Source organism: Succinivibrio sp., from assembly GCF_045124615.1.
Taxonomy (GTDB): domain Bacteria; phylum Pseudomonadota; class Gammaproteobacteria; order Enterobacterales; family Succinivibrionaceae; genus Succinivibrio; species Succinivibrio faecicola.
Genome location: NZ_JBGVMC010000201.1, coordinates 1 through 2,244, shown reverse-complemented (window position 1 = coordinate 2,244; position 2,244 = coordinate 1). Strand labels below are relative to the sequence as shown.

The following is a 2,244-nucleotide window of genomic DNA, read 5'->3' as shown; positions in this document are numbered from 1 at the left end:
AAAGCATTAAAACAATGTTTTGTACATTCTCCTTTAGGTTTTAATTCTTCAGCCATGCGATTATATTCATTACTATTCATATTTTCACCTCTCATGTAGTCTGGTAGTGTCAAAAATCAGCATCACTGATACAAACATCACTACCTTTATTTGTTTATATATAAACAATAAAATGATTATTGATTATATCTTTTTAATCATCTTTTTTCGTTTTATACTAAAAAAGATGAAACATCCATGTTATACTTGTTTCACCACAAAATCAATATAGAAAGGATTGTTTCATCATGGATAGTATAACATCAATTTTAAATAATATAAATACTTTTTCTAAATCTCTTTTTAAATTCTCTCAATTCTTTGAACCTTTACTTATTCTTAAGCATATTCCTTCTGATATATCTTATCATTTGAACTCTAATGATTTCTTATATCATCTTGATCAGGCTTCTTCTCATTTGAACTGGTTAAATGATTTCTTTTCTAATCATATTTCTAAAGTTCTTCATAAAGAAGTTTCTCGCTTGAAAAAGACTCAACATATTGATAAAACCATACCTTATGCCGATTTCACCGTTGATGGCTTGCCTGTATTCAAGAAAGAAGCTCCTGCTCAGATATCTTTTGATGATATCTTAAGAGGATCTATGTTAAATGGTTCTCCTTTAACTCCTGTTAAACGTAGAAATCCTGATGCCTTTACTTTTCATGGTGTCTGTCCTTTTTGTGGCGCACCTGAAGAATATATCTATGATAATAATGGCAAAGGTCAATTCAAATGCAAAGCCTGTCATAATACTTTTACTTTAAAGACAGATTTATCTGGTGAAACTGGTATCTATTGCCCTCACTGTGGAAGAAAACTTGATCTTAAACATGATAGAAAAGGTTATCTTGTCTATCATTGTCCTAACGATAAGTGCCCCTACTATCTTAAAAACAAGAAAATCTATGATAGCGATAAGAGAGAAACGCTTAAGACCTCTAGTCATCAGTATCGTTTAAGGTATCATTATCGTGATTTTAAATTCAATTTGGATAATCTTAAACAGCTGGATCAGTCTATTGATTCTCCTGTTAATCTTTCCAGGATACACTTTGATTATAAGGTCCTTGGTCTTGTCTTAACTTATTACGTTAACTTTGGACTTTCATCCAGAAAGACTGCATTGATTCTTAAACAGGTTCATGGCCTTAAGATTTCTCATCAAACTGTTATCAACTATGCAGCAACGGTTTCAAATATCATTAAGCCTCTTATTGATTCCTATCCTTACAAATTAGGTCATATCCTCACTGGTGATGAAACCTATATCAAAGTAAGAGGACAGAATCACTATGTTTTCTTCTGGTCAGATCCTTATAGTAAAATCATTACTTCTTATATGATTTATCCTACAAGAGATACTGAATGTGCTTGTAAATCTATCTATGACTGCTTAAGACGTTATACAGAGATTCCTGAAAATCTACTGCTTATTACAGATGCAAATCCAATCTATAATGCAGCACAAGTCTTTTTTGAAATCAATGATATCAAATTCGACTTACAGCAGGTTATTGGAGTATCAAACAAAGATGAGATATCCAAAAAGTACAGACCATTCAAGCAGATAGAGGAACGATTGAATAGAACCTACAAACAAAACTACTATGGCACAAATGGATATGACAAACTAGAATGTGCAAATAGCTACATGGTTCTTTTTGTGTGTTTTTTCAACTTCCTTAGACAACATTCATCACTAAAATATAAAACACCAGTTGATGATGGACTATTTAATGATGATATGCTTATGCAGGATAGATGGTTGAAATTAATAGAGCTAAGTTCACAATATCATCTCAACTAAAAATATCACAGTTTTAAAAATACATGTGAGACCCGATACCCTCATTGCGCTCAAATATAGGCTTTTTTCTGTATTGAAAGAAAGTTTTAATTCCTTCCTATTATTTACGAAAAACGTAAAACATCTGTTTTATCAAAATAGCAACTATAGATAATACGTTTTCTCGCCTGAATCACAAGTTTTCATAAACTTTTGACTCTACCCAAAGATATATCGTTAATTTATCTTACTTATAAATTCAATAAATTGATGACTTACTTCTTCAATTGACATATGAATATCAGGTTCAAATATATAATCAGTCTTATTCATATTATCATATTCTTTTCTTTTTTGAATATTATCAATTCTTTCTTTAACTTTTTCTAAATCGTCACCACGTTTTATCATT

1 protein-coding gene is annotated in these 2,244 nt (G+C 30.6%); it reads left to right on the top strand.

The window, feature by feature from the left end; all coding sequences use genetic code 11:
- The first annotated feature begins 287 nt into the window (after positions 1-287).
- Positions 288-1,853, top strand: a complete 1,566-nt coding sequence (locus ACJML3_RS05205; RefSeq protein ID WP_406021229.1) for a DDE-type integrase/transposase/recombinase — start codon at positions 288-290, stop codon at positions 1,851-1,853.
- Positions 1,854-2,244 lie beyond the last annotated feature (391 nt).

Excerpts from the sequence above, each read along its gene's own strand:
- ACJML3_RS05205 (WP_406021229.1), top strand. The coding sequence starts at position 288 with ATGGATAGTATAACATCAATTTTAAATAATATAAATACTTTTTCTAAA.